The organism is Paenibacillus sp. JT31N7 (assembly GCF_059692095.1).
In genome coordinates this window covers 192,962-217,250 of sequence record NZ_JCAUAT010000005.1, presented here as the reverse complement: position 1 = coordinate 217,250, position 24,289 = coordinate 192,962, and the positions used below count along the sequence as shown (strand labels likewise).

Genomic DNA, 24,289 nt, shown 5'->3' with positions numbered 1-24,289 from the left:
CACGGAAAGGCACGCTTTTTTCATATGGAAGAGCTGTAGGACCTGCGTCCAAGTGTGGTGATCTTCAAACGGTTGACGATGAACTTTAATCCTGTTTCGGGTCGTTTCCCTGGCGGCTGCGTGTCATTTGCTGCCAGACCGATCCTTCCGCGGCATGGCCGCCTTCGATACGGGCTATTGCCATCTGGACCTGCATGCTGATTTCGAATTCCGGATCGTCCGCCGCTTCGCGCAAAGCCTCGAGGCAGGAATCGTCACCGACTTCGTATAGAAAACGGGCGGCACGCCAGCGAACCAGCTTGTTGGGATCTTTCAAGGCTTTGGACATAGCCGGAACGGCAGCCGGATCCCCCAGATCGGACAAAGTATCTCCCGCCGTACGGCGGACGGCCGGGGTGCGGTCCTCCAGAGCCTGGAACAGGTAAGGAAGTACTTCCGGTTCCTTGATATCGCCGAGATAAACCGTCGCAAGCCTGCGTACGGACGTTTTCTCATCGCCGAGCGCCTTGGCGAGCAGAGGCAGTGTCTGCGGAGTAGCTTTGACACTCTGCAAAGCGGCATATCGCTTTTTCCAATCCGGATCGTCCAGAAGCACGCGAATTTCCTCTTCAGTCAATTCGGCCGGGCGCTGGGCTTCCGTATAGTCCGCCTCGGACAGTCCCGCAGCGGCCTGTTCCGTCAGAAGGCTCAGCCTTTTATCATCGTAAGACGCGTCCACTTCTTGCACAACCTCGTTCAGCACATCCTGAAGTTCTCCGTAACGGACATCGAGCTCTTGCAGCTTCCGCTCCTTGAGCAGGTGAGGAGATTTTTCGGTCGCTTTCATCGCAGCTTGTGTAAAACGTTCCGGAAGAGCGGCACGAGCTTCTTCGCCGCCTGCGTTTACCCTTATTTGCATAGGGATGCCGCGGAAAGTCTGGAGCAGCACCTTAACCTCCCCGAAACCCGATCCCGCTTCGTCTTCGCCGGGCAGAGAGGCTTGAGAGCTGCCGCTGCCGAGCAGTTCCCGGGCCTGTGTGAGAATCTGCTTCCAGTCTCCTTTGGGGGAGCGGTCAAGCGCGATAAAATCGGCTACCTGAAAAACGCTTGTTACCCCGGGGATATCCAGGAGCTGTTGAATATAGCCGGGAGCGTTGTCGCGCTGTTTCCGGGTAAAAGTCAGGCTGCGGCCCTTAGGAAGCGCCTTATCTAAGTTAAGTTTCATGGTATTGGGACTAGGGGTTGGTTCAATCGATACTAAATTCACTGGATTACACCCTCCTTTGTTCCTCTATATGATACCACATTTTTGCTAAAAGACCTTTCAGGCAAAGCTCTGTGAGGAAAGTCACTGCATCAAGGGGGTAATTACCTATAATTAACTAAAATGGAATTTGTGTCTTCTTGTTTTGTAGAGTTTCTTCTATATTAAGAAGCAGCTTCTGACCCCCGTTGAAACCAGGTAAAAAAAGAAAACCGGAACAAGAAGTTCCGGTTCGTTGCAAAACATTTCGGCCTAGCCTCTTTCCGCAAGGCGGAGGAGTTATCCGAGGCGAAGCTTAAAAGGTAGTTCGTCGGCCGTTAACCAGCCGCCGCAAAGCTGCCGGCTCAACAAACGTCGGCTGACTATCTGCCGCGCTTGGAACCGCCCCGCGGATTCGATCCGCCGCTCCGCGGACCGCCTCCACGCGGGCCTGTTCCGCGGCCGTTTGAGCCGCCTCCGCTGCGCGATCCGCGGCCGGCGCTGCCGCCGCGTCCCGAGCCGCTGAAGTCGCCGCGGCCGGAACCGCCTCCGCGTGAACCGCGGGAATCCGCGCCGCCGCGTCCGCGGCTGCTGCGGGCTTCCGCCTCTTCACGCTGCTTGGCGCTTACGCCCCAGCCGGCTTCGCCGAACGGGCCCGCCACGCTGTCGCGTGCGCCGCGTCCGCCATCGCGCGCGCTTTCGCTGCGCGGCTCGCGTCCGCCGTCGCGCGCGCTATCGCCGCGAGGTCCGCGCCCGGCACTGCCGCCGCGTCCTGCGCCGCCGAAGTTGTCGCGTCCCGAACCGCTCCGCGGGCCGCCGAAGCCGCCGCGCTCCGAGCCGCCGCGTCCGCGTGCATCGCGGGAGTCCGCTCCGCTGCGTCCGCGCCCGCCGCGGTCAGCGCCGTCGCGACGCTCCGCGCTATCGCCGCGGAAGCCGCCTTCGCTGCGTGCGCCGCGTCCAGCGCCGCCGCTGCGCGGTCCGCCCGCGTCGCGCGCATCCGCACGACCGCGGCCCCGGCCGGCCGAACCGCTGCGCGGCCCGTCGGTGCGGTGCTCCCAGCGGCCTTCGGAGCGTCCCGCTCCATCGCCGCCGCGGGTGCGCCCGCCGCCTTTGCCCGCAGGCTTCGCTCTGCCGTCGCCGCTCCGCTCGCCGCGGGGGCTGCGTCCTCCGCGTTCGCGGCGCTCGTCGGTCTCCTCGCCGCGTTCACGGCGTGGTGCGTCCTGCCGCCGGAGCTGCTGGCGAATGCCCTGCTCGATCTGATCGACGTAGACCTGATCGCGCGGGCTGGCGAACGTGACGGCGACACCGGTCTGGCCCGCCCGTCCCGTCCGGCCGATGCGGTGGATGTAGCTCTGCGCGTCGTGCGGGATGTCATAGTTGAAGACGTGTGTAACGCCTTCAACGTCGATGCCGCGCGCAGCCACATCCGTGGCGACCAGCAGCTGGATGCTGGCGTCGCGGAACCGCTTCATGACTTGCTCGCGCTTGGCTTGCGACAGATCTCCGTGAAGCTCATCCGACTTGTAGCCGCGCTCCTGCAGGTCGGCGTTCAAGGAAGCCGCTCTCCGCTTCGTGCGGCAGAATATCATCGCGAGGTAAGGCTTGTCCGTATCGATGGCTCTGCACAGGGCGTCAAGCTTGCCGCGATCCGATACGCGCACCACGGACTGATCAATCTCCGTGAGTGTAACCTGTTTCGCTTTTACCCGGATTTCTTCCGGATTGACCATGTACCGCTTGGCCAGGTTCCGGATCGGGTCCGGCATCGTCGCGGAGAACAGCATCGTCTGGCGTCTCTGCGGAGTCTGGGCAATGATTTCCTCGACTTCATTCAAGAATCCCATATGAAGCATTTGATCGGCCTCGTCGAGGACCAGCATGGAAATCTTGTACAAAGCGACGGATCCTCTGCGCAGGTGATCGAGCAGTCGTCCCGGGGTCGCGACGATCAGATGGACACCGCCTGTCGAGGAAAGCTTGCGCAGCTGTTTCTCGACATCCTGTCCGCCGTATGCGGCCAGGACGTTAATACCGAGGGCGGGTGCCAGCTTGGCGGCCTCCGCCGCAATCTGTATGGCGAGCTCCCGTGTAGGGGTCAGAATAAGCCCCTGCACTTCGGCGCGTGTAGGATTAGTCCGCTCCAGCATGGGAAGCAGGAAGGCGAGCGTCTTGCCGGTTCCGGTCTGTGCCTGGGCAATCACATCGCCGCCGCGGAAAACGACGGGCAGCGCCTGCTGCTGGATGGGAGTCGGTTCGGATACGCCGCTTCGAGCCAGCAGTTTGGCCAGCTCCGGACGAACGCCGAGGTCTATAAATGGAAAAGACATATTGGTGTAAGCTCCTTCGAATGTAGGTATGCTTCCCATTCTACCCTAACGGCCGCACGATGGAAAGCTATGGGTTGGTTTCCTCTGTCTACTTATTTAATAAGGAGGGTGTTTCCGCATGACTTTCTTCCTATAAAAAGGAGATTTTTCTGACATGAATCTCCTTTTCCGGTTACGGCTGCGGTTTCGTCCCGAATATGCGTGTCGCTCCTTGATTAAACTCGTTCACATAAGGCTTGAGAGAAGCGCCCGACAGGGCATCCAGCTTATAATGGTTGAGCTGGTTAATGAATTCGCGGTTAGCCGAGATGTACACATCGTGTACGGTCGGATCGAGCTGCCTGATTTTAAGGGCTATTTCCTGCTTGAAGTTATGGGATAAATTCTTATGATCCTGGACCGTCACGTAGCCGAGGAAATCCGAGGCTAGCTCGTTCGTATACAGGTTCTCGTAGTAGGGCTGGGGCAGCCGGTTTTTCTTGTCCCGGGGTCCGTGCGTTTTGGTTTCGCTGCGGCCCGCCTTCGTTCCGGAAGCGGAGTGGTCCACCATGACGGCAGCATAAGCATTGCGGTCTGTTCTCATGACGATTGCGCCCATTACCCCGTGCATGGCCGCAATTTGCGTGGACAGCTCATGATCGTAAGCGAAGAAAGTGTTATTGTGGGAAACGGGGCTGACCTGCTGCTGGGTCTGGTAAGCCCGGCTCTGGCCTTGTCCCTCAATCCGCTGCTTAGGATGTCCGTAACTGGTTTCCTTCGGATACGTATTAGAGCACCCCGATACAGTTACAATAATGAAGCCGGCCGCGGAAAGGGCAGGGATGAAACGGCGCATGATCTTTTTCATGATTGCTCCTCCTTGTTGAAGACTGACATAAATTTAGGATGAAGCGGGAGGGTGTGAATTATACGGGACGCAATGATGCATCCTAATGCTAAAAACCGAGCAGGAAGGAAATCAATGCAAGACAAATCAACAAAAAAATCGCAAAATGTAACAGCTTTTAGAACAATTTGTGAACTTTCCAAGAAGAATTGACAAAAAAGTTTTACCTAATTATAGTTAATTAAGTGATAAGGTTGATTGACATAGGCCTGTCGTTCGTGGTAAAAATATTGGTTTACAAAGTGGGGTTGATAAGCAATGAGTCGATGGAAAAAGAATTGGCGTCTAGTCCCCCTATTTGCGGTGATGACGTTCCTCCTTGCGGGTTGTGGTGACCCGACGCTTTCCGCTTTGCGACCTAGAGGGCCGGTGGCATCAGAACAGCTGTTTCTGATGAAGATCTCGATCGCCATCATGCTTCTGGTTGTAGTAGTGGTATTTGCATTGTATTTGTTCGTAATCATCCGTTTCCGTAAACGGAAGGGACAAGAAGGCATTCCGAAGCAAGTGGAAGGTAACCACGTGCTGGAGATTGTCTGGACGGTTATTCCGATTCTGCTGCTTATCGTGCTGGCCGTACCAACGGTTTATTATACGTTCAAGCACACTACGAACTACGTGCAGGATAAGGATGCTATCCACGTTAAAGTGACCGCTCACCAATTCTGGTGGCAGTTCGAGTATCCCGAGCTGGGCATTTCGACCGCTCAGGATCTTGTAATCCCTACAGGAAAGAACATCGCGCTTGAGCTTACCTCCGCGGATGTTACTCATTCCTTCTGGGTTCCGTCTCTCGGCGGCAAGATGGATACGAACACGAACATGACGAATGTGTATTATTTGAAAGCTGACGAAGTCGATGTCTTCAAAGGTAAATGCGCGGAGCTTTGTGGCGCGTCCCACTCCTTGATGGACTTTAAAGTGAAATCGCTCGCACAAGGTGATTTTGACGCTTGGGTGACGAATATGCAAACTCCTGCCGCTGTTCCTGCAGATGCGAAGCAAGGCGAAGAGCTGTTCAAACAGAAATGCCTGCAGTGTCATGCGATCGATCCGAAAGGACTCGGTTTCGGTCCTAACCTGAACGGTTACGCGGACCGTGAAATGCTCGCCGGTGTTCTGGAACACAACGACGAGAATTTGAAGAAATGGATCAATGATCCGCAATCCGAGAAGCCGGGAACTTTAATGCCTAAAGTACCGCTCGAAGATAATCAGGTTAACGAGATTGTTAAATATCTGAACAGCTTGAAGTAAGACTTCTCAGGAAAAAGGAGGTTAATACGTTGGCACAAGCACACGCCCACGCGCATGCGCAAGCACACCATCAAGTGAAGCGATACACCGGCTTGATGGATTGGCTGACCACCGTGGATCATAAGAAGATCGGTATTTTGTACTTCATGGCCGGCGGACTGTTCTTCCTGATCGGCGGACTGGAAGCCATTCTGATCCGGATTCAGCTCATGAATCCAGATTTGAAAATTTTTATCGGTGATACGTTCAACCAGCTGACAACCATGCACGGTACGACGATGATCTTCTTCGCGGCCATGCCTATGATCTTCGGATTTATGAACGCGATAATCCCCTTGCAGATAGGGGCCCGAGACGTTGCGTTTCCGTTTCTAAACTCCCTTGGATTCTGGCTTTTCTTATTCGGGGGCATCCTTCTGAATCTTTCCTGGTTCATGGGCGGCGGAGCCAATGCCGGTTGGACGGCATACACTCCACTATCAACCATAGTAGATAGTACGCAGGCCGTGACGATTGGTGGCAATACGACCGGGGTTGATTTCTATGTACTCGGTCTGCAGATTGCAGGTCTGGGAACCCTCCTCGGGGGGATTAACTTCCTCGTAACGATCATCAACATGCGTGCACCCGGCATGACCTATATGCGTATGCCGATGTTTACTTGGGCGTCGTTTATCACGTCCGCACTGATCTTGTTCGCTTTCCCTGCGATTACCGTAGGTTTGGTTGAACTGATGTTTGACCGTATCTTCGACGGAGCTTTCTTTGATCCGGCCCGCGGCGGCAGCACCGTCCTGTGGGAGCATCTCTTCTGGATCTTCGGGCACCCCGAAGTTTACATTCTGATTCTTCCGGCGTTCGGTATCATTTCCGAGATCGTAAGTACCTTCTCCAGCAAGCGCCTTTTCGGCTACAGCTCGATGGTATTCGCGACGGCTCTGATCGGTTTCCTGGGCTTCATGGTTTGGGTTCACCATATGTTTACCGTAGGTTTGGGGCCAGTCGCCAACTCGATTTTCTCCATCGCCACGATGGCGATCGCGGTACCGACAGGGATCAAAATTTTCAACTGGCTGTTCACCCTTTGGGGCGGACAAATCCGCTTTACGACGTCCAGCCTTTTCGCAACGGCGTTCATTCCGACGTTCGTAATGGGCGGGGTAACCGGGGTTATGCTTTCCGTACCGGCTGCCGACTTCCAGTATCATGACACTTATTTCGTTGTCGCTCACTTCCACTACGTTATCGTCGGTGGTCTGATTCTTGGCCTGTTCGCCGGTTCTTACTACTGGTGGCCAAAAATGTTCGGCCGCGTGCTGAACGAAACTTTGGGTAAAATACATTTCTGGACCTTCTTTATCGGGTTCCACCTGACATTCTTCCCGCAGCATTTCCTCGGTCTGATGGGTATGCCTCGCCGCGTATTCACTTACGATCCGGGCCTTACTGCTGGTAACCTTGTCAGTACGGTAGGCGCATTCCTGATGGGAATCGGTACTCTCGTGTTCATCATCAACATGATCGCGACGAACAGAAAACCTCAAGATGCTCCGAACGACCCGTGGGATGGCCGTACGCTGGAGTGGACGATTCCTTCTCCGGCACCGGAATACAACTTTAAACAAACTCCGCTTGTTCGCGGTCTTGATGCTCTGTGGAAAGAAAAAATGGCGGGCAACAAAGAGATGACTCCGGCTGAACCGGTTGGTTCGATCCATATGCCGTCTCCATCGATCCTGCCGTTGTTTATGGCTCTCGGGCTGTTTATTGCCGCATTCGGCTTCATGTACCACATCTATTTGATCTGTATCGTGGGTATCGGCATTACACTCCTTTGCATGCTGCTTCGTTCCGTCTTTGACGACCACGGTTGGCATATCGAACCGGAGGAGCTTAACGACAAGGGGGTTAAACGATGAGCACGCATACGCACGACGCGGGTACGTTGCCGCTGGAGCCCGAGAAGGCTACGCTGGAAGGCAAGAATAAGGTTCTTGGCTTCTGGCTCTTCCTCGGCGGCGAGATGGTTTTGTTCGGTACGCTGTTTGCCACCTATATCGCTCTCCGGAACCAGATTCCGGAGGGTCCGACTCCGATGGAACTGTTCAAGCTTTCTACGGTCGCCTGGGCCACGTTCATTCTGTTGACGTCCAGTTTGACCAGTGTATTCGCCATCATGGCGATGCACAAAAACAACGTAAAAGGTTTGCTGTTTTGGTTAACCATTACGGTATTGCTCGGTCTTGGCTTCCTTGGGCTTGAAGTGTATGAGTTCTACGAATATGTACATGAAGGACACGGGTTTACGACCAGTGCGTTCTCGACCTCCTTCTATACGCTCGTAGGCTTCCACGGCGGCCACGTTGCTTTCGGGGTTCTGTGGATCGCTCTTCTGATCATCCAGGGAACACGCAAAGGTCTTACCGTCGTTACCGCACCGAAGTTCTATGTCGCCAGCTTGTACTGGCACTTTATCGACGTAGTATGGGTATTTATCTTTACGGTCGTTTATCTGATGGGGAAGGTAGGTCCTTAAGATGAGCACAAACGAAACAACTTCACCAAGTAAACGTTACAAGAAGGAAAGCCCGGCGAACCATTACTTTTCGTATATTGCTTCGATTCTCCTGACCATGATTGCTTTCGCGCTTGTCATGTACGGTGGATTGGATAAGTCTTTCCTGTACGGATTCCTTATTTTCATGGCGTTAATCCAAATAGCCCTTCAACTTGCTTATTGGATGCACATGAAGGAAAAAGGCCACTTGTTCCCGATCGTGGGAATCATCTTTGGAGGCATAGTCGCCTTAACGGCCGTTGCCGCAGGGGTTTACTGGACCTGGTGGTAAGTTAAAAAGAAGAAGAGCGGCTTCGTTGGCTATTGTTGCAACAAGCCGCTCCTTTTTTTCATCCGGCAAGAAAATAAAAGGTAAAGGAGCTGACACAGCGATGGTTTTTTTTGAGATGTGGAACCCTGTTGTTCTGCTGTTCGTTGTGGTTGTCGGCCTCGTCTATCGTAGTTTGACCTCTCCTTCCAAGGCTGCGGCCGCGGGAGAAGAACCTGTAAGTTCCAAGGTCAAGCTCTCGTTCTACACCGGGATAGCCTTGTTCTACATCGGGCAAGGAAGCCCGATCAACTATCTGGGCCATCACTATCTGTTCAGCGTTCATATGCTGCAGCAGTCTCTCTTGTATCTGATCATGCCAATCTTTATCTTGAACGGGCTGCCGGCCTGGTTGATCCGCCCTCTTTTCAAAGGGGCCGTTATGAACCGCCTGCTGCGTTTCTTCACCCATCCGCTAATTTCGGTTCTGGCGTTTAACCTGCTATTCTCGATTTACCATCTGCCGCTTATTATGGATACTCTGATGGAAAACGAATGGATGCTGCTCGGTTATCACGCGATTCTGCTGTTTACGGCTTTTGCCATGTGGTTCCCGGTCTTCACACCGCTGCCGGAGCACGAAAAGCTGTCCAGCCTGATGAAATTGGCTTATATCGCGGTGAACGGCATTTTGCTCACTCCGGCCTGTGCGCTCATTATTTTTGCGAGCGAACCGATCTATGCGATGTATGCGAATGTGGTGATTCCGTTCCATGCGCTGCCTTTGCTTGACGACCAACAGCTCGGCGGAGTCTTGATGAAAGTGATTCAAGAAATTGTTTACGGTTCTGCCCTTGCTATGATTTTCTTCAAGTGGTATCGTACGGAGAGGGCACAAGAGGACGAATTGTCGGACGACCAGCAGGAAAACAGCGGTCTGACGACGGCCTGAGCATTTGGCCACTGACTCTGCGTCTTAATATAGGGAATGGATGGGATTTAAATCATGCATGTACTGCCGACGATCAGCACGATGTTTATCGTGATCAGCGCCATCTTCGTCGCTTTCGGTTGGTATCAGATTCGTAAGGGCAACCGGGAGACTCATACGAAATTGATGATTGCGGGGGCAATCTCTGCGCTGATCTTTTTCACCATTTATATGTCGCGTACCATCTTTCAAGGCAATACTTCATTTGACGGACCGGAAAGCCTTAAGCTTGCGTACCATATCTTTTTATTTTTCCATATTACGCTCGCTACGGTGGGAGCCGTGTTCGGTATCGTCACCCTGATTCTCGCATTCAAAAAGAACTGGATACGCCACCGGAAAGTAGGACCTATTACGGCAACCATTTGGTTGTTCGTGGCACCTACGGGCGTAGTGGTTTACATTCTGCTGTACATTCTGTTTCCTGGCGGGGAGACGAAACCTCTTATCGATGCGATTTTCGGCTTGTAGAAGAGCTGAACCTTTACACATAGCCGCGTAGGCGAGATTAAACAGCCTTTTGTTTTCAAACGAAAACAGGAGGCTGTTTTTTGTTTTTGTGGCAAACAGAATGAGAAGGAGGAAGTGAACAGGAGAGAGCGAGCAGCAAGCAGGGGATATAAGGTGAGACTACAAGGTAAGGCAGCGAGCAGGAGAAATGAATAAGAGAAATTAGCGGGAGCAAATAAATAGGGAGTGGAGAATAGGAAGAAGAAAAAAGTGGAAAAGGGGTTGCGGAACTGTGTGCTTACTGTTAATATAAATATACACAGTAATCACAGCAAGCACAGTGAGTACAGTAGACACAGTGAGGTGTTCACATGAGCGTGTGGAAAAATGTATGGTGGCTGGCCAAACAAGATATTAAAATGGTCCGCTATGGTGGATATATCTGGAGCCTGCTTTATTATTTGAATGCCATGTTTGTGCTCTTTGTTTTCATGAAGCCCGAAGTTTCGATGGAGGGTGGGGTGAACGGGTTTTTGACGGTGGTGTTCAACCTGTTTGTCCTATCGATCATTCAAGTGGCCGGTTACCCGATCGATTCACGAAATATGAATTATTGGAAAAACGATACGTATACGAAGCGAATCCTCCAGTTAAGGGTTTTGCCGGTAAGAAACAAAGAAATCGTGACGAGCCGGTTTCTGGTTTACATTCTGTACTCAAGCTTTTTTATTCTTCTTCTGCATGTGGGCATCCGTGTGATGATGTCCCTGCAATGGCTCGAACCCGTAGGATGGGGCACCTGGCTGGGCATGATCTTCTTCTGGTGGGGAACGGTGCTGGCGGTTGGTTCGGTCTACCTGTACGGAGAAATGTCGATGAGGGGAAAAGCCTTCTTCCGTTTCAGTCTGCTCTTGCTCTTGGCCACGCTGATCCTTTCCATCCTGCTATGGTGGGCCGGGAACTACATGGTATGGCCTCTTGTGATAAGCGGGATTGAACAATATGGGGCGATTGTGCCGGCAGGATCGGTCCTAATCGGTGCAGCTGCATTAGGGAGCTCCTGGAAGATCCTTAATAGAAAGTTCGGACAGCGGGATTTGTTTGCATCATGAGTGACGTACCTTTTGCCGAGAATGACGAAAGCTTGAAAGCAGGTGATGCAGTTGCATATTCCGATCCAAATTTCGCCGGACAATCCGGAGCCTTTATATCATCAGATTCAAGTTCAGCTTAAAGAACTGATCCTCAGCGGGCATTTGCCCGAAGGTACGCTGCTGCCATCCATCCGCGAGTTTGCGAAAGATTTGTCATGCAGCGTCATCACGATCCGGCGTGTGTATCAGGATCTGGAGAACGAAGGTATTCTGAGGACCCGTCAGGGAACAGGTACTTTTGTCGCTAAGGTCGGTACAGTGATCCGAGAGCAATACCGGAAGGAAGCGGTGGTGGAAGCGATGAAAGATGCTCTGCGCAGCGGGCTGCGTGTCGGCTGTACCATTGAGGAACTGAAGCAGCTGTTCGAAGAGGCTCTGCTGGAAATTACGAATGAGGGACAGGGAACGGCGGGGAACCATCAACCGGGCACAGAAAGTCCGGGTACAAATAATTCCGGCAGTGATGATCAGGAAAACAAAGGAATGAGTGCGGAAATCCCTGCTTTAGCTATGCCTGCCATAGAACCGGAAGAAGGGGGGGAGCCGAAATGAATAGGGAGGAAATGAATAGGGAGGAAATGAATAGAGAGGCTGCGAGTTACGGAGGTTGCGCCATCCGGCTGTCCGGAGTGGAAAAGATACTGGGCAATATGCCCCTTGGGCCGATCGACCTGGAGATAGAAACCGGAACGGTGGTGGCCTTGGTCGGACAAAACGGTTCCGGCAAAAGCACGATTTTCCGCATGCTCATGAATTTGACCAAGGCAGACAGCGGTAAGGTGGAACTGCTCGGCAGACCGTACGGGGAGGACGACACCGAAACCGACATCAAGAGACGTATCGGCTACGTGTCCGAGGAATCGAACTGGGAGGAACTTGGCTGCACGACGATCGGAGAACTTCATGATTTCGTCTGCCGCTGGTATCCGACGTGGAACGAACCGCTCTACCGCCGCATGATGGAAGAGTTTGAGTTAAGCGGCAAGTTGAAGCTGAAGACGCTGTCCAAGGGAATGAAGCGCAAACTGAGCTACATTCTGGCAGCCGCTTACGAGCCTGAGCTTCTGCTGCTGGACGAAGCGACGTCCGGTCTGGACCCTTTTGCCACCAAACGGATGATGGAGCATCTCGTGAAGTTTATGGACCGGGAAGGCCGGAGCATTTTCTTCTCGACCCATGTGATGGAGGAAGTCCGGCGGCTTGCGGATTACATTGTGTATATCAACCGGGGCCGCCTCATCGGTGTCTATGAGAAGGATCAGCTGCTGGATGACTGGAAGCGCATATGGGTCCGCGAAACGCCGCAGCCGGCTTCAGGTCCCCTGCCCGGTGTAGTGTCCATGGGTACAGGAGAGCACGGAGGGCTCATCCCGATTATATCCCGGTCCTCCAGTGAAACGGAAGCGGCCCTCGCCTCGCAGGGTAACGCACCGGTGCGGACGACCGCTCTGGAACTTGAAGATATTTTGGAGCTTTTGGCTCAGGAGCAGATAGCGAAAAAGGTAGAAAACAAAGAGAGATAGAGAAAAATTAACCATTCGATCGAGAAGGGAGCAATCACTATGTTGCCGCTGGAACTGGAACACGTTACGAAACAATATGGAGAAAAAACGGCCGTCAACGGAATTTCCCTGCAAGTGAAGCCGGGGGAGATTTACGGTTTGCTTGGAGGAAACGGCGCGGGGAAAACGACGACGATGCGTATGTCGCTCGGACTTATTTATCCGGACGGAGGAACCATCCGCTGGAACGGCAAGGGGTACGGCGACGAGCTGCGCAGATTGATGGGGTATCTTCCCGAGGAACGGGGATTGTACCCGAAATACAAAGTTTCGGAGCAGCTTATTTACCTGGCGGAGCTCCGGGGCATCAAGCGGAAGCAGGCAGACCGGACGCTCAAGGAATGGCTGGACAAGTTCGACGTCCCCGAATACTACGACAAGCGGGTAGAGGAGCTGTCCAAAGGAAATCAGCAGAAAATCCAATTTATCGCGTCCGTCCTGCACGATCCGTCGATCATTATCATGGACGAAACGTTCAGCGGTCTGGACCCGGTTAACGTCGAGCTTCTGAAAGGAACGGTCAAAGAGCTTCGGGACAAAGGAAAAGCGATTCTGTTTTCCAGCCACCGGATGGATCATGTCGAGGAGCTTTGCGAAAATATTTGCATCCTGCATAAATCCAACACGGTGCTGCAGGGCAACCTGCGCGAGATCAAGCAGTCGTTCCCGAAAGAGCGCGTTCTTCTGGAAACGAAGGAGGCGGTCCCCGGATTGGAGACGATTGAAGGAGTCACTTCGGTGGAAAAGCATCTGAACGGTTACGAGATCCGTATCCGGGAAGCCGGCGCCGCACAGCGTATTTTGGCCCACGCGGCCGCACAGACGGATATTTACCGCTATCAGCTCATGGAGCCGACACTGAACGAAATCTTTATCGCAAAGGTGGGATCGTCTCATGAATAGCATGATGACTGTGATCCGGTTCACCCTCTTGAACCGGTTAAAAACGAAGTCGTTCAAAATCACGACACTTATTTTCGTACTGCTTATATCGGCCGTCGTGAATCTTCCGGCAATCATTCAGCAATTTTCCAGCGAAGGTGGCAAGGCCGCCGTTAAAATCGGGGTTATGGCTGACGGCACGGATATTCAGCAGAAGCTGACGGAGTATTTTGCCGCTGACAAGACAGGCACCAAAACGGTCGAGGTGGTGGCGCTGGAAAGCAAGGGCAGTGCGGACGCGGATGCCGCACTAGTCCTGGAGAAGCTCAAAAACGAAGAGGTCAAGGGTGTCCTGACCGCTAAACCGGCAGGTGCCGGGGAATTCCCGCAGCTTCTTTATCAAACGGGAGCGAGCGGATTCTCCATGAACCCGGGCACCGATGAGACGGCCGAGCTGCTGAAAATCGCGCTGCAGACGATTAAAACGAACAGCGAGATCTCTCAGGCGGGTATAGAGCCGGCCGTGCTGGCGAAAATCCAGGAGCCTGTGAAGCTGACGACGGAAGCGGTGGCGCTGAAGGAAACACCCGCCAAGTCCAAGGAGGAGCTGGGAATCGCCTTTATCCTGGTCTATGCGCTGCTCTTCCTGCTATACATGAGCGTTATCGGCTACGGCAGCATGGTTTCTACGGAAATCACCGCGGAAAAAAGCTCGCGCGTGATGGAGATTCTCATCTCCAGCGGTTCGCCGCTTAAGCAGATGTTCGGTAAAATCATCGGCATCTGTCTGATGGGACTGCTGCAAAATGTGCTGTTCGGCGTCGTGGTCGCCGTGAACCTGATGCTTCCGTGGAACGGGGCGGCGCTGCAGTCGATGGATCTGGATTTGTCCCTGATCCCTTATGATTTGCTTGGTTACTTCCTTCTGTTCTACCTGGGCGGGTTCTTTATCTACGCGACTATTTTCGCGGCGATCGGCTCGCTGGTCAGCCGCAGCGAGGAAGTGCAGCAGGCGGTTATGCCGGTCACGCTGCTTATCATCATCGCCTTCATGACGGCTATGTTCGGGCTGCAGAGCCCCGAGGCACCTTTTGTCATCGCGATGTCGTATGTCCCGTTCTTCTCGCCGCTCATTATGTTCCTGCGCATCGGTCTCGGAAACCCGGCTTGGTGGGAAATCGTCATCTCGATCGCGATCATGCTCGGTTCGATCTTCGTACTGGGTTGGCTGTCCGCAAAAATTTACCGCACCGGCGTGCTGATGTACGGCAAACGCCCGTCCTGGAAGGAACTACGGAAAGCGATGAAGGCTTTTCAGGGGTAAGGCGCATCTGCACAGCCGCTGCTGTAGTAGTAATAACGGGTTAACACCCGATTTAAAGTTATTTTTCTCATCTAAGATCAGGAGGCATGTTGCAAATGAAAGTTCATCTATGGAGCAAGTGGAACCGCAGAATGGCAGCCGGTGTATTAGGGGTTACGATGCTGCTTGGGGGAACCAATTTAACCGTAAGGGCAGAGCAACCTCCCGCCCCGACCCCATCGATCAGCACGTGGTCTCTCTCTACTCTTAACGAGGGAGAGAAATACGGGATTTATCCGATGGGCTGGTACTACGACGGTAAATTTCAACAAGCGATTGACGCTGTAAAGTTTAAATCGTTAATCGAAAGCACGGCGGCCAAACTCGATCAGCTCGGTTTCAGTAAAAAAGAGATACCTCTGCCGGTATCGGAAAATAAAGTGATTACCAGAGACACGGTTATGCGTGCCATGCACGGCTTACTGGCCCGCTACGAGCTGCCGGCCACTTTCGGGCTCGGGTCTTCTTCTCCGATCGAATACCTTCAGCAGAAAGGCATCGTACAGGGATCAAACGAAGGATTGGAGCTCGATCAGCCTTGTACGTCTGAACAAGCCGCCGTACTCGCCTCGAGATTGGTGGAGTTCAGTTACGATACGGCCGGACAGGGAGCGAAAGGCGTATTCTGGAAGGTGAAGCATAACAATAACACCCTGTACCTGTTTGGGTCGGTCCACTTGGGAATCCCCGAGATGTATCCGCTCCAGAAAAACATAAAGGAAGCATTCGAAGCTTCGGATGATCTGTGGGTGGAAGCCGATACGTTATCCGGAGATATGAGCTATTTCACCAATCTGATGACGTATGACGACGGCACGAAGATCCAGGATCATGTGTCGAAGGAAACGTCCGAGAAACTGCAAAAAGTACTTAAAAAAATGGGGATTCCGGAGCAGACGCTCGACGGATATAAGCCCTTTGCCGTCTCCAGCAACCTATCGATGCTTTCCTTTTTCGACCGACCCGAACAAATTACAGCGGCATCGGCGTCCGGAATTGATCACTATTTTCTCACTAAAGCGCTGCTGACGGGAAAACCGGTTCATGAGCTGGAAGGAATTAAATTGCAAGCCGACGTGTTCAACTCCTTGACTCCCGAAGCCCAGGAGAAAGATCTGAACAGCCTGCTGGATCAACTTCTCGCGGACGGAGGCAAGGAAGCGGCAAACTCCTTCAAGCAGCTTCAGCTGGATTGGAGTAAAGGCGATGCGAAAGGCGTTGCGGACGGACTTGTCCGGGGCGGCTTGATGGAAGGCGAGCTTAACAAGAAACTGATCGGCGAGCGCGATAAAAACATGGCCAAGAAGATTGCGGAACTTCTGGAGCAAGACGGTGAAAGAACTTCTTTCGTTGTCGTCGGTTCCGCCCATTATGTGGTGAAAGATATGGTCATCGACCAGTTGAAAGCGAAAGGTTATGACGTTCAGCCGGTCAAATAACGTTCAAGAACCGTAGAGATCTATCCATTGAAAAGAAACGAAGAAACCAGGCAGCGGTCCGCTGTCTGGTTTCTTCGCTATCTCGTTTTATTTCTTCAAGTCGATTTTGAATACATCGCCAGCTTTACCGCCGAAAACGATCAGCCCGCCCTCAGGCAGTACGGCCGAATCATTTTTGCTTATCTTTGAGAAGTTCACAAGCTTTCCTTTCGCGTCATAAACGGCGAATCCTCCGCTTGCCGGAGCCTTAACGGTTAACGTCCGACCGGCCGATTGTTTATCAATCTTGTACCATGCGGCCTGACCATTGGATGATATGCTGCGAATTACAGAGCTTCCTTGGGAGAAGGGCTGAATATCATCTTCACGGATATACGATTGTCCAGTGATTGTTAAATACTCTGTATGATTCCTTTTATAAAAATTCAAGTCGAAAGAATCTCTACCGTTCATGATTGGAACAGCCGTTACGTTGACGGCTTTATTCTTGTTCACAATTTTAGTGCCGGAGGCGTATCCGTAATCGGCATCAACGGTTATTTCTTTGGTTAAAAGCGCTTGGTTCCCATAACCGACGGAAGTGATTTTTTCATCCAAGGCGTAGTAACGCTTCCCGTTTCTTTGTTCCCAAGCCTTTCTGGTTGGTTGGTCAAGAGGATTGCGGTCCAGCTTTTGATATTCATACGCAGCCATGACCGTTTGGCCTAATCCCGGAAAGTCCAGGTGCCTGTTAAATTTCAAATACGTTTTTCCATTCTTTAACCGGTCGAAGCTTAGGGTAAGATTTCCCTCTTTGTTCTTGAATTGCCCCTTGCCGGTATAGACAAATTTTTGAGGCGGGGTTAACCCTCCTAAAGAGGGGATATCAATCTCTCCGTTTTTGATCTCCAGATGTACTGTTTTATCGGTAGCACCGTATAATCCCGAGTAAGCCTGCAGTTCCGAAGGCATATCCACTTTCACGGTTGGCTGGAATTTTTTTTCAGGTAAAATCTCTTTAATGATGCCTTTCTTTTTTACGTATTCCAATAAAACATTCGATGCCATAATACTATTGTAGATGGAAGATCCACCTGACGAAAGCACCGCTATAGAAATATCATGTTCCGGAAGGGTGGTTAAGTTCGCATGATACATCTGCGTATCGCCGCCTTTGGATACCGCCGTGATCCCGTATTCATCGAACGGGGCTAACTTGACGGCGTCCCAACCGAGACCGTAATTAATGGTGTTGGTCTCTTCCGGTACCCACAGTCCTTTTCTATACTCATGACTTTGCATAGCCTTGGCCGACTTCTCGGATAAGATATCCGTCCGGTTCCCGATTAGGAGATCGCCGAACTTGCTTACTTCTTCAGCCGTGGAGTAAATGCCTCCCGTCCCGATGAGATTGACATTTTCAACAGGCAAAACTTGACCGGTTTCAGGAGCATACGTTTTTGCAAGCTTGTTTCTGTCAAATGTATCGCGTGGTGTTTCCGTAGAGCTTAAATCAAGAGGTTTGCTAAAATGGGTTTTAAGAAATTCGCTGTAACTTAACCCGCTTATGCGTTCAACCAAGATTTCAAGCAGCTGAAAACCATCGTTGCAATAGACCGAAAATTCACCGGGGTCTGCCTTTAAGTGTTCGGATCGTAATTTGGCTAGTAATTCATCATGAGTTTTCGTATCATTGTCATCGAACAAAAAGCCATTCTCATAGTGACTGCCGTAAAGTCCCGAAGAATGATTCATCAACATGCGCGGTGTAATTTTTTTGTATCGTTCATCGGCCATCTTAAAGTCTTTCAAATACGTGGTCAGCGGTTTATCGAGTTCAATTTGTTTGGTATCCACGAGCTTCATCGCTGCGGCCGTTACATACACTTTACTTACAGAACCTATTCCGAACATTGTTTCCTTCGTTACCGGGCTATCGGCAGCTTTATCTTTTACACCTGCGCCGCCGGATAAAACAACGGATCCGTGATCCCTGATCGCATACTGTATCCCGCTTGCCCCATAGTCGGACACAATCTTCGAAGCCAGTACCTTTGCCTTTTCCTTAACAGGATCCTGAGTCGTTTGAGCAAATGCAGAGGTGACCGGCACGGTTAAAAGCATGGTGGTCATCAATACGGAAACCATTTTCTTCATGAATAATTCCTCCTTGCAATTCAGTTTGAAATTTTCTTGCTGAATTAATCATATATGGAAAATGATAGACGAATAAAAAAACGCCCTGAAACGAAAAAAACAATCCCTAAACAACATGTTGTCTAAGGATTGTTCGTTAAGAAAGGCAGCAGGACCATATTATTAAACTGTTTGTGTTTCGTTTCGATGGTCATATGACCGCCGTACTTGTCGCAAATTCTGGCGATATTGGTTAAACCGATCCCGTGAAATTCCGGGTTTGGTTTCCGGCTCTGTAAGTGGGAAGCTTCATTCTCCATCTGATTCAAGATGTGTATGAGAAGGGCAGACTCGGTCGCATGTATTTTTATGAGAATGTACCGGTCTTCCGCGATCTTGATCTGTTTGGAAGCTTCAAGTGCGTTATCCAGCATATTTCCCATAACCACACATAGGTCATAACGGTCAATGGGGATTTCTTGCGAGCGAAGGTTAAGCCTGGTATCGATTCTTATGCCATTGGCTTGTCCGATATCAAGTGTATTGGTGACAAGGGCGTCTATAACCAGATTTCCCGTATTCACCCGCTGATAGGCTCCTTCGACTTTGTTTAAGGTCGTTTTGATATGTTCCATTGCGGCCGTTAGCTCATTTCGTTTGATACACTCTTCGATATACAAGAACTGTTGATTCGTATCGTGAATGATTCTTTTGATGGATTTGAAGCTGTGAACGACTTTTTCGTAATTCGCATCCTGATAGTCCATCTGCTGCTGGAGCTGGGCATTCTCGTGCATGAATTGAAATTTATCCATAATCGTATCGAAAATATAGACAATCATCACGTTTAAGAAAAGAAAGCCGATGGCGGAAAGGAAAGAATAGAAGCTCTTATACGTTAGAATATTCAAGTGATAGATACTTAGGAGTGGAATAACCAAAAATAAGACATAGTAACGATAAGGCAAAGAAAAGCTTCTGCGTTTGGCAATGAGTCGTATAATCTGAATGACGACGAACATGATCATGCAGCTGAGGAAAATAAGCTTTGTGTAGGAAATTTGAGCGGTGGGCTGAGTTACAAGGTCAAGGGTGTCAAATTCAACGTTATCCAGCGTATATAAAATATAAAGGGAGATCGTATTAGAGATAGACATCAAAACGCCGTAAAGCATGGAAAAAATAATTTTCATTCTAAATTCCACTTGATAAGATTGCGCAATAGTAAAGATGAGAAGCAAGGATACAATCGAAGATAACGCAGGCGATAAGGAAGTAACGAGGTACAGGTAATCGAACAGCCCGAAGATAAGAAAGTAAATGAAACGTTTGCGTTTTTGCGTGGTTTTATCGAAAACCGAGTTGAAGAAAAAATTAATTTGGACACCCATTACAAGTACCATACTAAAGAAAATGGGTAAATTAGTTTGAGTCATAGCCATCGACCTTCATAATCATAAATTTGGTGTATACATCTTTAACCTCTTTAACTTTAGAACGGCCTATGGGTAATTCCATGCCATTGGACATGAGAACAACTCCCTTGGCAAACCTCCTCACATGAAGCAGGTTAATAATAATGGATCGGTGGATTTGTAGAAATTTATGATCTTTTAAGGCAAGAGCATAATCCGAAAGGGTTCCTTTGCTTTCATAGGCTTGATTAACGGTCGTAAAATGCAGCTTGCTTTTTATGGTTAAACTTTTGGCAGCTTCAATACTAATGAGATCATCATATTTGATAACGACTTCTTCATAGGCTGATTTGATGATCATAAACTTTTTATCAAGTGACTGAAAGTATTGGCACAGCTTGATGATTTTCTCTTCCAGGATAGAGGGGGCAACGGGCTTTATCAAATACTGGAATGTCATGACGTCAAAACTTTCGACCATATACTCCGGATAGCTCGTCAGAAAAATAATTTGTTCGTCGAGGCGGTTCATCCCTCTTATTTTTGCAGCGGTTTGAATCCCGTTCATCCCGCCCATTTCAACATCCAAGATTAAAATATGAAACGGTGTTTCCCCGCGCTCATAATAGGATACCAGTTCTTCTCCCGAACCGAACAAACTCATTTCAAATTCTATGTTGGTCTTAACCGATAAAGTGATCAGAATGTTTTTAACAAGGTCCCGCTGTTCTTCCACATCGTCGCAAATCGCCACTCTATACATAAGAGACACCCCTCAGATTCGATTCTATTATTTAGAACCCCATCTAAGCATGATATAATTTTTTGGCTTTGCATAGATCATTTTCGGATGAAATGCACTTTTGAATCCCTCAAATCACTATATGGGCCTGCGGAAAGAATACAGCCGGAACCGAATTCGTCACCCAGGAAGCGGAAAGCCTTCTCAGAGCAAACGAAATAGGCTCCCGAAATGGCTTGAAATGTTAACTATAATGTTATTTTCTTCATATCTATTCTTAATATTTAAGTTACAAATCGTTAAGATGAGGAAGCTAACATGAAGGAAACGGAGAAAAGTGCAGCATCACGGAGCCTTTCTATGCGAATGTGGATTGGCCCAAGGCAGAGGAAGCATCCGGCTGCAGGAGAATTCATACGACAGACGAGCCCGGCAAAATCGCCGCCGTTTCCATCGGGTATGCGGACGGTATGCCGGGAGGCTTGCGAAGAACGGCGGAGCGGTTCTCGTAAGAGGGCGGCAGCCGCCTGATCGTTTACTGCGAGGTACAGGCAGCCAAACGATCCTATTCGTTCGCGGCATACGCGAGCAGGGAGCGGGTATCCGTATAGATGCCGCCCGAACTCGAATGAAGCACGACGCCGATCACCTTCTTTCCGTTCAGGACGGCCGAGGATACGAGACAATAGCCGGCCTCGTCGGTAAAGCCGGTCTTCACCCCGTTCACCCCCTCGATATAAAATTCGCTTTCTTCCTGAAGAAGCTGATTGCGGTTCACATAAGTCCGGGAACCGGACGATACGGTGACGGCCTGCTTAGGCTCACTGACGATGGAGCTGAACGTTTTGTTTTTCATGGCTTCGCGGCCCAATAGAGCCATATCGCCCGCAGTCGTGTAATGATCGGGATCGTGCAGCCCGTGCGGATTTGTAAAATGGCTCTTTTTGGCGCCGAGCTTGGAGGCCTTCGCATTCATCAGCCCGGCAAAATAATCGATGCTCTGCTGAGCGGAGAGCTTCCGGCCCTTGTCCTTCTCCGCAATATAACGGGCGACCGTTCTGGCGGCGTCATTGCCCGAGGGCAGCATCATGGCAACGATCAGGTCCCGGAGCGTAAGGCTCTGGCCTTCCTGCAATCCCGCCGTGCTTTCTCCCTTCGTCTTCAAGCGGACTTCGTCACCGACCGTAATCCGGTCCTGCAAGCCGCCTTTTTCAAGCGCAACCAGCGCCGTTACGATTTTGGTCGTGCTTGCCGGATAGAGGCGGAGGTCTTTATTTTTCTTGAACAAAAAAGTTCCGGTTTCGGCATCCATCAGGACGGCGGCTTCCCCCTCTATCGATTCATTAAAAGGCTGCTCCTTATCCGCTTTGCCGGAAGCCGGCTGTATTGCAGCGGATTCGGATACAACTGAATCAGGTACGGGCAAAGCCTCGCCGTGCCGGGTAAGAGTCAGGGAATTCCAGGCTATAAGCAGTACAACTGCGGCGGTAATTCCACCCAGAAGGATCGTTTTCAAATTCATAAATGGTGTTTCTCCTCTCCATTGTCGCGAGGCTTCAGCTGTTTACTAGTATGGGGCCTAAATTTTAAGTTCTCCCTAAGAAAAACTTTCAAAATAGTTACAATTCTCTAAGAGAACTTCCGTTGTGCTTATAACCGTCTGGGCTTACTGGGAAAAAATGAGTATGATTGTGGGGCGGGACTGCTTATGAAAGCCCGGATGGAACCGATTTGCCGCTTTTATAAAACGTTGAATGGATACGGGAGTGGATAGCATGAAGCGCATTACCATACTGATAGCCGATGATGAAGTAGAAATTGCGGATTTAATAGACATGCATCTGAGAAAAGAAGGATATGACTGCCTCAAAGTACATAACGGACAGGATGCCCTGCAAGCCGTTCAGACCCATTCGGTAGATTTGGCGATTCTGGACATCATGATGCCGAAAATGGACGGGTATGAAGTGACTCGCCAGATCCGGGAGAAACACAATATGCCGATCCTTTTTTTGAGCGCCAAAACGACGGATCTCGATAAAATTTCGGGTCTCGTAAGAGGCGCCGACGATTATATTACGAAGCCGTTTAACCCGATGGAGCTGGTCGCCCGCGTGAATGCCCATCTGCGCCGGTTTCTGCAGCTGAATCAGGCGGCGGCGGCCGACAAGCCGATCCTGGAGACAGGAGGCTTGGTTATTTACCCCGAGCAGCGTACCGTCAACTTGTACGGAAATCCGATCGAATTGACCCCGAAGGAATTCGATATTTTGTATCTTCTGGCGAAACACCCGAAGAAGGTGTTCAGCGTGGAAAACATTTTCCAGCAGGTATGGGGAGGCGCATATTACGAAGGCGGGAATACGGTCATGGTCCATATCCGTACCCTCCGCAAAAAGCTCGGGGAAGATGTAAACAAGAACAAACTGATCAAAACGATCTGGGGAGTAGGGTACACATTCAATGCCTAATATGCTGCGGAGTTTCCGGACTAAAATGATACTGCTGCTCGGCGTAAGCATGCTTCTGGCCGGCCTTATTACTTATCTCATCTATAAAGCTCTTCAAATGTATTATCGTACCCAAGTCAAGTTTGAAGACCCGCTCGCGTATTTCCGTCTGTTTCTGCACAAGATCGGGGATATCAACTTTTTTCTGCTGTTTTTTATCCCGATGGCGATCTTGTTTTTCTTCTTTTTTACGCGGTCGTATGCGGTCTATTTCCGGGAAATATCGGACGGTATCCACCGGCTTGCGGGCGGCGACTTCAACAGCCGGGTCCATGTGGCTTCCAACGATGAATTCGGAGACATCGCCAAGGACATTAACCTTGCAAGCGAGAAGCTGCAGGAAGCCGTGAACCGGGGAGATTTTGCGGAAAGCAGCAAAGATCAGCTGGTGCTCAATCTGGCGCACGATTTGCGTACGCCGCTTACTTCCGTACTGGGCTATCTGGATTTTATACTGGGGGACAAGGAGCTGTCTCCCGAGCAGGTCAGGCATTTTACCCAGATCGCGTTCACCAAGTCGCAGAGACTGGAGAAGCTTGTGGACGAACTGTTTGAAATTACCCGGATGAATTACGGCATGCTCAAGGTCGAGAGAAACCGGATCGATCTCGGCGAGCTGCTTATCCAGCTTAACGAGGAATTGTACCCGATGTTCGAGAAAAATCAGCTCACGCTGAGAATAAATGCGGATCAGCCCCTTCATATATGGGGGGACGGGGAGCTGCTTGCGCGTGTGTTCGAAAACCTTCTGACGAACGCGATCCGCTACGGCGGCGACGGACGGTATGTCGACGTTATCGCGGCGTCCGCAGGAGAAGAGGCAGTCGTTCAAGTCATCAATTACGGGGACAGTATTCCGCCGGAGGAGCTGCCGCGTATTTTCGATATGTTTTATACGGCGGACGAGGCCCGCAGCCACCGGACGGGAAGTACCGGACTCGGCCTGTTCATCACGAAGAATATTGTGGAGCGTCATAACGGTACGGTAACGGTGCAGAGCAATCCCGTCCGGACGCTGTTCGAGGTCCGGCTGCCGAGAAATGAATCGGAACACGAAGCGGGGGCAACCCTTAAGCAAACGATTTAAGAAAAATTTTAATTTTACCCTACTTGTTCTTTAAAGTTTTTTTCCTATTCTGGAACTGGCGG

22 protein-coding genes are annotated in these 24,289 nt (G+C 50.9%); 15 read left to right on the top strand and 7 right to left on the bottom strand.

The window, feature by feature from the left end:
- Nucleotides 1-85: 85 nt before the first annotated feature.
- The 3 genes from AC58P5_RS21435 to AC58P5_RS21425 form a co-directional block, all read right to left on the bottom strand.
- Nucleotides 86-1,246 carry a conserved virulence factor C family protein gene (locus AC58P5_RS21435; protein WP_497390149.1) on the bottom strand — a complete coding sequence of 387 codons (1,161 nt, stop codon included), beginning with the start codon at nucleotides 1,244-1,246 and terminating at the stop codon, nucleotides 86-88.
- 359 nt (nucleotides 1,247-1,605) lie between these two features.
- Nucleotides 1,606-3,549, bottom strand: a complete 1,944-nt coding sequence (locus AC58P5_RS21430) for a DEAD/DEAH box helicase (RefSeq protein WP_497390147.1) — start codon at nucleotides 3,547-3,549, stop codon at nucleotides 1,606-1,608.
- Between the two features lie 172 nt (nucleotides 3,550-3,721).
- Nucleotides 3,722-4,396 carry a hypothetical protein gene (locus tag AC58P5_RS21425; RefSeq protein WP_497390145.1) on the bottom strand — a complete coding sequence of 225 codons (675 nt, stop codon included), beginning with the start codon at nucleotides 4,394-4,396 and terminating at the stop codon, nucleotides 3,722-3,724.
- A gap of 297 nt (nucleotides 4,397-4,693) precedes the next feature.
- On the opposite strand from AC58P5_RS21425, the gene coxB reads away from it, so the two are divergent.
- The 12 genes from coxB (at nucleotide 4,694) to AC58P5_RS21365 (ending at nucleotide 16,358) form a co-directional block, all read left to right on the top strand.
- Nucleotides 4,694-5,692 (top strand): cytochrome c oxidase subunit II, encoded by a 999-nt coding sequence (coxB, locus tag AC58P5_RS21420; RefSeq protein ID WP_497390143.1) that lies wholly within the window; start codon nucleotides 4,694-4,696, stop codon nucleotides 5,690-5,692.
- A gap of 95 nt (nucleotides 5,693-5,787) precedes the next feature.
- Nucleotides 5,788-7,611 carry a cytochrome c oxidase subunit I gene (ctaD, locus tag AC58P5_RS21415; protein WP_497390423.1) on the top strand — a complete coding sequence of 608 codons (1,824 nt, stop codon included), beginning with the start codon at nucleotides 5,788-5,790 and terminating at the stop codon, nucleotides 7,609-7,611.
- Nucleotides 7,608-8,228, top strand: coding sequence for a cytochrome (ubi)quinol oxidase subunit III (locus AC58P5_RS21410; protein ID WP_497390141.1), 621 nt, complete (start codon nucleotides 7,608-7,610; stop codon nucleotides 8,226-8,228). Before ctaD ends, AC58P5_RS21410 begins: the two co-directional genes overlap by 4 nt.
- Before the next feature lies 1 nt (nucleotide 8,229).
- Complete coding sequence (locus AC58P5_RS21405) at nucleotides 8,230-8,541, top strand: cytochrome C oxidase subunit IV family protein (protein WP_497390139.1); 312 nt, start codon at nucleotides 8,230-8,232, stop codon at nucleotides 8,539-8,541.
- 100 nt (nucleotides 8,542-8,641) lie between these two features.
- The gene (locus AC58P5_RS21400) at nucleotides 8,642-9,469 is read left to right on the top strand and encodes a cytochrome c oxidase assembly protein (RefSeq protein ID WP_497390137.1); all 828 of its coding nucleotides are present in this window, start codon (nucleotides 8,642-8,644) and stop codon (nucleotides 9,467-9,469) included.
- Between the two features lie 54 nt (nucleotides 9,470-9,523).
- Entirely contained in the window at nucleotides 9,524-9,979 is a 456-nt protein-coding gene (locus tag AC58P5_RS21395) for a DUF420 domain-containing protein (RefSeq protein WP_497390135.1), read from the top strand.
- 350 nt (nucleotides 9,980-10,329) lie between these two features.
- The gene (locus AC58P5_RS21390) at nucleotides 10,330-11,070 is read left to right on the top strand and encodes an ABC-2 transporter permease (RefSeq protein WP_497390133.1); all 741 of its coding nucleotides are present in this window, start codon (nucleotides 10,330-10,332) and stop codon (nucleotides 11,068-11,070) included.
- 51 nt (nucleotides 11,071-11,121) lie between these two features.
- Nucleotides 11,122-11,664 carry a GntR family transcriptional regulator gene (locus tag AC58P5_RS21385; protein ID WP_497390131.1) on the top strand — a complete coding sequence of 181 codons (543 nt, stop codon included), beginning with the start codon at nucleotides 11,122-11,124 and terminating at the stop codon, nucleotides 11,662-11,664.
- Nucleotides 11,661-12,635: an ABC transporter ATP-binding protein gene (locus tag AC58P5_RS21380; RefSeq protein WP_497390129.1), complete on the top strand. Its 975-nt coding sequence runs from the start codon at nucleotides 11,661-11,663 to the stop codon at nucleotides 12,633-12,635. The genes AC58P5_RS21385 and AC58P5_RS21380 overlap by 4 nt, the downstream gene beginning before the upstream one ends.
- 39 nt (nucleotides 12,636-12,674) lie before the next feature.
- Nucleotides 12,675-13,577, top strand: coding sequence for an ABC transporter ATP-binding protein (locus tag AC58P5_RS21375; protein ID WP_497390128.1), 903 nt, complete (start codon nucleotides 12,675-12,677; stop codon nucleotides 13,575-13,577).
- A complete protein-coding gene (locus AC58P5_RS21370) occupies nucleotides 13,570-14,880 on the top strand; it encodes an ABC transporter permease (RefSeq protein WP_497390126.1) in 1,311 nt (436 codons plus the stop codon). The genes AC58P5_RS21375 and AC58P5_RS21370 overlap by 8 nt, the downstream gene beginning before the upstream one ends.
- A gap of 95 nt (nucleotides 14,881-14,975) precedes the next feature.
- A complete protein-coding gene (locus AC58P5_RS21365; RefSeq protein ID WP_497390124.1) occupies nucleotides 14,976-16,358 on the top strand; it encodes a TraB/GumN family protein in 1,383 nt (460 codons plus the stop codon).
- 87 nt (nucleotides 16,359-16,445) lie between these two features.
- Here AC58P5_RS21365 and AC58P5_RS21360 read toward each other — a convergent pair whose 3' ends face one another.
- From AC58P5_RS21360 to AC58P5_RS21350, 3 genes are all read right to left on the bottom strand, one after another.
- Nucleotides 16,446-18,494: a serine hydrolase domain-containing protein gene (locus tag AC58P5_RS21360; RefSeq protein WP_497390122.1), complete on the bottom strand. Its 2,049-nt coding sequence runs from the start codon at nucleotides 18,492-18,494 to the stop codon at nucleotides 16,446-16,448.
- Between the two features lie 122 nt (nucleotides 18,495-18,616).
- Nucleotides 18,617-19,909, bottom strand: a complete 1,293-nt coding sequence (locus AC58P5_RS21355) for an ATP-binding protein (protein WP_497390120.1) — start codon at nucleotides 19,907-19,909, stop codon at nucleotides 18,617-18,619.
- A complete protein-coding gene (locus AC58P5_RS21350; protein ID WP_497390118.1) occupies nucleotides 19,896-20,651 on the bottom strand; it encodes a LytR/AlgR family response regulator transcription factor in 756 nt (251 codons plus the stop codon). Before AC58P5_RS21350 ends, AC58P5_RS21355 begins: the two co-directional genes overlap by 14 nt.
- Nucleotides 20,652-20,998: 347 nt before the next feature.
- Between AC58P5_RS21350 and AC58P5_RS21345 the strand changes: the two genes are divergently transcribed.
- Entirely contained in the window at nucleotides 20,999-21,142 is a 144-nt protein-coding gene (locus tag AC58P5_RS21345) for a hypothetical protein (RefSeq protein ID WP_497390116.1), read from the top strand.
- Nucleotides 21,143-21,195: 53 nt separating this feature from the next.
- Here the strand turns inward: AC58P5_RS21345 and AC58P5_RS21340 are convergent, their stop codons facing one another.
- Nucleotides 21,196-22,152 carry a D-alanyl-D-alanine carboxypeptidase family protein gene (locus tag AC58P5_RS21340; RefSeq protein WP_497390114.1) on the bottom strand — a complete coding sequence of 319 codons (957 nt, stop codon included), beginning with the start codon at nucleotides 22,150-22,152 and terminating at the stop codon, nucleotides 21,196-21,198.
- A gap of 253 nt (nucleotides 22,153-22,405) precedes the next feature.
- On the opposite strand from AC58P5_RS21340, the gene AC58P5_RS21335 reads away from it, so the two are divergent.
- Nucleotides 22,406-23,101 carry a response regulator transcription factor gene (locus tag AC58P5_RS21335; protein WP_497390112.1) on the top strand — a complete coding sequence of 232 codons (696 nt, stop codon included), beginning with the start codon at nucleotides 22,406-22,408 and terminating at the stop codon, nucleotides 23,099-23,101.
- Nucleotides 23,094-24,227, top strand: a complete 1,134-nt coding sequence (locus AC58P5_RS21330) for a sensor histidine kinase (RefSeq protein WP_497390110.1) — start codon at nucleotides 23,094-23,096, stop codon at nucleotides 24,225-24,227. The genes AC58P5_RS21335 and AC58P5_RS21330 overlap by 8 nt, the downstream gene beginning before the upstream one ends.
- Nucleotides 24,228-24,289: the final 62 nt, after the last annotated feature.